At 71.1% G+C, this 6209-nt stretch carries 8 protein-coding genes; 6 read left to right on the top strand and 2 right to left on the bottom strand.

What is annotated here, in order from left to right:
* Positions 1-18 precede the first annotated feature (18 nt).
* Positions 19-573 carry a hypothetical protein gene (locus tag ABD709_RS02950; protein WP_344772297.1) on the bottom strand — a complete coding sequence of 185 codons (555 nt, stop codon included), beginning with the start codon at positions 571-573 and terminating at the stop codon, positions 19-21.
* 24 nt (positions 574-597) lie between these two features.
* Between ABD709_RS02950 and deoC the strand changes: the two genes are divergently transcribed.
* Genes deoC through ABD709_RS02935 form a run of 3 tightly spaced genes read left to right on the top strand, consistent with a single transcriptional unit; the run spans position 598 to position 3907 of the window.
* On the top strand, positions 598-1566 hold the full coding sequence (gene deoC / locus ABD709_RS02945) for a deoxyribose-phosphate aldolase (protein ID WP_344772296.1): 969 nt from the start codon (positions 598-600) through the stop codon (positions 1564-1566).
* A 2-nt stretch (positions 1567-1568) separates the two neighbouring features.
* Entirely contained in the window at positions 1569-3029 is a 1461-nt protein-coding gene (locus ABD709_RS02940) for an aldehyde dehydrogenase family protein (RefSeq protein WP_344772295.1), read from the top strand.
* A complete protein-coding gene (locus ABD709_RS02935) occupies positions 3029-3907 on the top strand; it encodes an aldehyde dehydrogenase family protein (protein WP_344772294.1) in 879 nt (292 codons plus the stop codon). Before ABD709_RS02940 ends, ABD709_RS02935 begins: the two co-directional genes overlap by 1 nt.
* Positions 3908-3911: 4 nt before the next feature.
* Here ABD709_RS02935 and ABD709_RS02930 read toward each other — a convergent pair whose 3' ends face one another.
* A complete protein-coding gene (locus tag ABD709_RS02930) occupies positions 3912-4469 on the bottom strand; it encodes a hypothetical protein (RefSeq protein ID WP_344772293.1) in 558 nt (185 codons plus the stop codon).
* 101 nt (positions 4470-4570) lie between these two features.
* Between ABD709_RS02930 and ABD709_RS02925 the strand changes: the two genes are divergently transcribed.
* The 3 genes from ABD709_RS02925 to ABD709_RS02915 are packed head-to-tail and all read left to right on the top strand — an operon-like array spanning position 4571 to position 6198.
* Positions 4571-5050: a hypothetical protein gene (locus ABD709_RS02925; protein ID WP_344772292.1), complete on the top strand. Its 480-nt coding sequence runs from the start codon at positions 4571-4573 to the stop codon at positions 5048-5050.
* Entirely contained in the window at positions 5050-5364 is a 315-nt protein-coding gene (locus ABD709_RS02920) for a hypothetical protein (protein WP_344772291.1), read from the top strand. The genes ABD709_RS02925 and ABD709_RS02920 overlap by 1 nt, the downstream gene beginning before the upstream one ends.
* Before the next feature lie 6 nt (positions 5365-5370).
* Positions 5371-6198: a hypothetical protein gene (locus ABD709_RS02915; protein WP_344772290.1), complete on the top strand. Its 828-nt coding sequence runs from the start codon at positions 5371-5373 to the stop codon at positions 6196-6198.
* Positions 6199-6209 lie beyond the last annotated feature (11 nt).

Here is a 6209-nt window from a genome sequence, read left to right as displayed (position 1 = left end):
GAGCCGACTCGGCGAGGCTCACACGACGAGAGCGACGACGAAGGCGACGCCCAGGACGACGAGGGCGGCGATCTCGGGCCAGGCCCACTCGCGCCGTACGTCGCCGGCCGGCCGGCCGGCGGCGCGGGCGTCGGCGACGAGCCGCTCGATCCGGCTCTCGACGTACGCGCCATAGGAGCGCTGGACGACATCGGCCCCGAGCTTGTCGTCCCGCCGCGAATCGCGGCGGGACCGGTGGACGGCCGTGTTCGAGTAGCGCCTCCCGCCGACCAGGACGACGAGGATCGAGCCGACGGCCACCCGGTCGATCGCGGCGAGCGGGATCCACCGGGTGTCGAGGGGGCCGCGCAGCACGAGGTCGGGGCCCTCGACCCGGGCCGCGGGCCGCAGCAGCACCACCCACACGACGACCCCGGCGAGGACGCAGCCGACCACGACGGCGACCGTGGCGGCCGAGACTCCGCTCACGACCGCGAGCACGGCGACGAGCAGAGCGACCGCGAGCCCGATCAGTCCCATGACCCGACCGTTCGTGGCCTTGAACTTCTCGATCTCGTCGCCTTCGTCCGCCATGGCCGACAACCCTATGCTGGTCCAATGCCAGTCAGCGCCCCCACCTTCGCCGACGTGACGTCGAGCGAGGCGTCGCTCAAGCGCTTCCTCCACGGCCTACCAGGGGTCGACCAGGTGGGTGCGGAGGCGCGCGCAGCGGGACTCGGGACCCGCTCCATCAAGACCACCGCCAAGGCCTACGCCCTCGACCTCGCCATCTCGATGGTCGACCTCACGACGCTCGAGGGGCAGGACACGCCCGGCAAGGTCAAGGCGCTCTCCGCCAAGGCGCTGCGGCCCGACCCGGCCGACCCGAGCTGCCCGCGCGTCGCCGCCGTCTGCGTGTACGGCGACCTGGTGGCCGAGGCCCGCAGCGTCGTCGGCGACGGTGCCGACAGGGTCAACGTCGCCGCCGTGGCGACCGCCTTCCCGAGCGGCCGGGCGTCGCTGGAGGTCAAGCTGGCCGACACCAGGGACGCGGTGGCGGCGGGTGCCGACGAGATCGACATGGTGATCGACCGGGGCGCGTTCCTCGCCGGCCGCTACCAGCAGGTCTTCGACGAGATCGTCGCGACGCGCGAGGCGTGCGCCCGTCCGGACGGCAGCCACGCCCACCTCAAGGTCATCTTCGAGACCGGCGAGCTGCAGACCCTCGACAACGTCCGCCGCGCGTCCTGGCTGGCGATGATCGCCGGCGCCGACTTCATCAAGACCTCGACCGGCAAGGTCCAGCCCGCAGCGACGCTGCCCGTGACGCTGGTGATGCTCGAGGCCGTCCGGGACTTCCGGGAGACCACCGGCACCCAGATCGGCGTGAAGCCGGCCGGCGGCATCCGCACCGCCAAGGACGCCATCAAGTACCTCGTGATGGTCAACGAGGTCGCCGGACCGGACTGGCTCACCCCCGAGTGGTTCCGGTTCGGCGCCTCCACCCTGCTCAACGACCTCCTCATGCAGCGCACCAAGCTCGCCACCGGCCGCTACAGCGGTCCCGACTACTTCACCTTGGACTGAGAATGGTTCCGACAGGCTCAACCACCGGCCGATTCGAGTACGCACCCGCTCCGGAGTCGCGCAGCATCGTCGACATCAAGGCGTCCTACGGCCTGTTCATCGACGGCGAGTTCGTCGACGGGCACGGCGCGTCGTTCAAGACGCTGAACCCCGCCACCGAGGAGACCCTCGCGGAGATCGCGGAGGCCGACGAGCGCGACGTCGACCTCGCCGTCAAGGCTGCGCGGCGGGCGTTCCGGGGCTGGTCGCGGATGCCCGGGGCCGAGCGGTCGAAGTACATCTACCGGATCGCACGGATCCTCCAGGAGCGAGCTCGCGAGCTCGCCGTCCTCGAGTCGATCGACAACGGCAAGCCGATCAAGGAGAGCCGCGACGTCGACGTACCTCTGGTCGCCGCACACTTCTTCTACTACGCCGGCTGGGCCGACAAGCTGTCCTACGCCGGCCTCGGGCCCGACCCGCAGCCCCTCGGCGTCGCGGGTCAGGTCATCCCGTGGAACTTCCCGCTGCTGATGCTCGCGTGGAAGGTGGCGCCGGCGCTGGCGTGCGGCAACACGGTCGTGCTCAAGCCGGCCGAGACGACGCCGCTGACCGCGCTGCTGTTCGCGGAGATCTGCCAGCAGGCGGACCTGCCCCCGGGCGTGGTCAACATCGTCACCGGCGCCGGCCGCACCGGACAGGCCGTCGTCGGCCACCCGGACGTCGACAAGGTGGCGTTCACGGGCTCGACCGAGGTCGGCAAGGCCATCGCCCGGGCGGTCGCCGGCAGCCACAAGAAGGTCACCCTCGAGCTCGGCGGCAAGGCCGCCAACATCGTCTTCGACGACGCGCCGATCGACCAGGCCGTCGAGGGCATCGTGAGCGGCATCTTCTTCAACCAGGGCCACGTCTGCTGCGCCGGCTCGCGCCTGCTCGTGCAGGAGTCGGTCGCGGACGAGCTGATGGCCAGCCTCAAGCGGCGGATGGGCACGCTGCGGGTCGGTGACCCGCTCGACAAGAACACCGACATCGGCGCGATCAACTCCGCCGAGCAGCTCGGCAAGATCCGCGAGCTCACGGCCATCGGAGACGAGGAGGGCGGCGAGCGCTGGGCGCCCGCCTGCGACCTGCCGAGCTCGGGCTACTGGTTCCCGCCGACGATCTTCACCGGGGTCACCCAGGCGCACCGGATCGCGCGCGAGGAGATCTTCGGCCCGGTCCTCTCGGTCCTGACCTTCCGCACCCCCGCCGAGGCCGTCGAGAAGGCGAACAACACGCCGTTCGGCCTGTCCGCCGGCGTCTGGACCGACAAGGGCTCCCGGATCCTGCACATGGCCGACAAGCTCCGCGCCGGCGTCGTGTGGGCGAACACGTTCAACAAGTTCGACCCGACCAGCCCCTTCGGTGGCTACAAGGAGTCCGGCTACGGCCGTGAGGGCGGCCGGCAGGGGCTCGCCGCCTACCTGAAGGGAGCCGAGCTCTGATGGCACGGGTCGACGTGCGCAAGACCTACAAGCTCTACATCGGCGGCGCCTTCCCGCGCTCGGAGTCGGGCCACTCCTACGAGGTCCAGGACAGCAGGGGGCGGTTCGTGGCCAACGCCGCCCTCGCCTCCCGCAAGGACGTCCGCGACGCGGTGGTCGCGGCGCGCAAGGCGTTCGGCGGGTGGGCCGGCCGGACGGCGTACAACCGCGGGCAGGTGGTCTACCGGATCGCCGAGGTGATGGAGGACCGGCGGCCGCAGTTCGTCGACGCCGTGCGGCAGTCCGAGGGCGGGACCGCCGCGCAGGCCGGCCGCCAGGTGGACGCCGCGATCGACCGGCTGGTCTGGTACGCCGGCTGGGCCGACAAGATCACCCAGGTCGTCGGCAGCCAGAACCCTGTGGCCGGGCCCTACTTCAACCTCTCCTCCCCCGAGCCGACCGGCGTCGTCGGGCTGCTCGCGCCCCAGGAGTCCTCGCTGCTCGGACTGGTCAGCGTGGTCGCGCCGGTGGTCGCCACCGGCAACGTCGCGGTGGCCGTGTCGTCCTACGCGCGGCCGCTGCCGGCGGTGACCTTCGCCGAGGTCCTCGCGACCAGCGACGTGCCGGCCGGCGTGGTCAACATCCTGACCGGCGACGCGCTCGCGCTCGGCCCGTGGTTGGCGGCGCACATGGACGTCAACGCGATCGACCTCACCGGCCTGGCCGGCCTTGCTGACGGGGCCGAGACGGCGACGGCGCTCGAGGTGGCGGCCGCCGACAACCTCAAGCGCGTACGCCGTGCGCCGGCCACCGAGCCGGACTGGCTCGCGGACCCGGGGCTGGACCGGATGACCGACGTGCTCGAGCTGAAGACGGTCTGGCACCCGATCGGCGTGTGAATCCTCAGGCGCAGCTCGCGTCACACAGATCGAGAGCGCTCCCTGCGAGCCTGCGGAACGCCTCCCCGACCCGGCCCACGGCAACCGGATGCGCCGAGGCGATCCGGATCTGGACCACCTCGTCCCGCCTGTTCAGGAACAGCAGCTCGGCAACACCCGTGCGCGTCTGCGGGTCCACCTGCGCCAGGCAGCCGTCGGTGTCGTCGGCGAGCCAGTCCGGCCGCCCGACGAAGTGCGGGCCGTCCGCACGGAGCCGGTCGCACTGCGTCTCGAGCTCCTGCTGCACGGCATCGGCACGCTCCGACGAGGCCGGGACGGCGCGGGTCCCCACCGTCACCTGACCGCGCGAGGTGATGAGCTGGCACCGGCCGGCGTGCTCCTCGGGCTCGGCCACCGGCCAGCCGAGGGCGTCGACGGCCTCTGTCGTGATCAGCGAACCGCAGTCGAGGCCGGTGTCGGCCGAGCCGTCCGGGGAGGCGTCCGACCCGGAGGCGCGGGGGCCCTCCGAGCACGCCTGGACGGCCAGCAGCACCACGCCGAGCCCGAGAATCTGCGCACGCATGCTGCTCGACCTTCCCGCCCCGCGCCGAGAACAAACCAGGTTTCAGCCGGGCCGTCGGCGGAAACCCCATCTGGGAACGTGAATCCCATCTCGGAGGACCCATGACCACGATCGATCTCGGCGACAGCGTGCAGGTCACCCTCGACCCTCCCCGCCGGGTTGCCCACGTCCAGGTGCTGCGCACCGAGGCGGTCGGCACGCCGGAGGCACTCGACGCGGCAGTGACCGCGGCCTACCGCGCTGCGCTCGCAGCGCAGCGCCGTACGCCGGACGGGCGGTCGCGGCGGGAGCGCCCCGTCGCCCTGGCGACCCCCGTGACGCTTCCTCCGCGGACACCGGGAAGCTACGACCGGCACCGGGTGCGGGAGGCCTCCAAGGCCGAGCGTGCCTCGCGTCGCGGCACGCCCGGCGAGGTGTCCGGCCGCAGCACGAACGACTGCGTGACCGTCACCCTCGGCCCGGCTTCCGCCGCCGGCCGGGTCGACGCCGACCCCGGTTGGCTGCGGACCGCCACCTCCTCCGCCATCTCCCGAGCAGTGACCGAGGCCTTCGCGGCCGCCTACGCCGAAAGGGACCGTTGATGTCTTTCCAAGTCCAGTGCGAGACCCTGCGCGCCCACGCGCACCTCTGGGAGGGCCACGCCACCGACGCGTCGACCGCCCGCACGACCATCGACCCCGCGATCGGTGACGGGGACGCCTTCGGGTGGCTCGCCGGCCTCAACGGCGTGTCCGGCCACTACGACACCTGGAGCAACGCCATGGGCGGCGCGCTGGACGACGCCGAGAAGTGCTGCCACTACCTCAGCGCCGCGCTCAGCTCGACCGCCAACGACTACGACGACAGCGACAAGACCGTGGCCACGGACATGGCCACGCTCGACGCGATGATCTGAGGGGCCATGAGCACGATCTCCTACTTCGAGGACCTCACCAACGGCATCGAGGACGACCTGGGGACGTTCATCGACGACCTCAACGAGCAGATCAAGCGGATCGCCGACATGCTCAACGACGCGGCCTCCGGGATCGGCGGGTTCATCGCCGACATCTTCAGCGACACCGTCGACGACGCGATCGACCGCTGGAACAACGAGATCCACCCCTGGATCATCAAGACAGCCGACGAGATCTTCACCAACGTCCGCGACGCCGTCGGCGACCTGGCCGGGCGCCCGATGGACCTGATCGCCTACGCGGGCTACTACTCCGACGTGAAGGCGAAGATCTACCAGCCGGGCGACCTCAACCAGAAGATGGCGATCTTCAACCACGACTGGACCGGCTACGCCGCCGACAACTACAAGTCGGTCGCGACGACGGAGGACACCGGCTTCCTCAACCTGAGCATGGCGATGGACGCCGGCGCCACCCTCACCGCGGCCGCGGCGAATCAGATCCTGACCCTGTGGCGGAAGCTCGCGCGCGAGTTCCTCAGCTGGGTCGGCGACTTCATCGGCTGCTTCGAGAAGGCGACCGAGGCCGACTCCATCCTCAGCTTCGAGCTCCCGGCCGCGTTCGACCTGGCGAAAGCGATCTGGAACAACATCGCCGACATCGCCGACATCCTCGTCGAGTTCCTGGTGAACCAGGCGACCACGGCGTCGACGTCCTGGCAGCAGCTGGCCAGCGGCGCCCGCGGCCTGCCGCAGAACAAGTGGCCGATGGTCGAGGAGGCCAACAGCGACGTCCTGAACGACCCGGGCAACTGGACGCCGAAGACGGCGTGAGGAGCACCGGC

It is taken from the genome of Nocardioides panacisoli (assembly GCF_039537325.1).
GTDB lineage: Bacteria > Actinomycetota > Actinomycetes > Propionibacteriales > Nocardioidaceae > Nocardioides > Nocardioides panacisoli.
The sequence above is the reverse complement of the archived record's forward strand: the minus strand, read 5'-3'. Positions and strand labels throughout refer to the sequence as shown.

Bases quoted from the DNA above. Each gene is read 5' to 3' on its own strand.
- ABD709_RS02950 (WP_344772297.1), bottom strand. From the start codon at position 573: ATGGCGGACGAAGGCGACGAGATCGAGAAGTTCAAGGCCACGAACGGT.
- deoC (WP_344772296.1), top strand. From the start codon at position 598: ATGCCAGTCAGCGCCCCCACCTTCGCCGACGTGACGTCGAGCGAGGCG.
- ABD709_RS02940 (WP_344772295.1), top strand. From the start codon at position 1,569: ATGGTTCCGACAGGCTCAACCACCGGCCGATTCGAGTACGCACCCGCT.
- ABD709_RS02935 (WP_344772294.1), top strand. From the start codon at position 3,029: ATGGCACGGGTCGACGTGCGCAAGACCTACAAGCTCTACATCGGCGGC.
- ABD709_RS02930 (WP_344772293.1), bottom strand. From the start codon at position 4,469: ATGCGTGCGCAGATTCTCGGGCTCGGCGTGGTGCTGCTGGCCGTCCAG.
- ABD709_RS02925 (WP_344772292.1), top strand. From the start codon at position 4,571: ATGACCACGATCGATCTCGGCGACAGCGTGCAGGTCACCCTCGACCCT.
- ABD709_RS02920 (WP_344772291.1), top strand. From the start codon at position 5,050: ATGTCTTTCCAAGTCCAGTGCGAGACCCTGCGCGCCCACGCGCACCTC.
- ABD709_RS02915 (WP_344772290.1), top strand. From the start codon at position 5,371: ATGAGCACGATCTCCTACTTCGAGGACCTCACCAACGGCATCGAGGAC.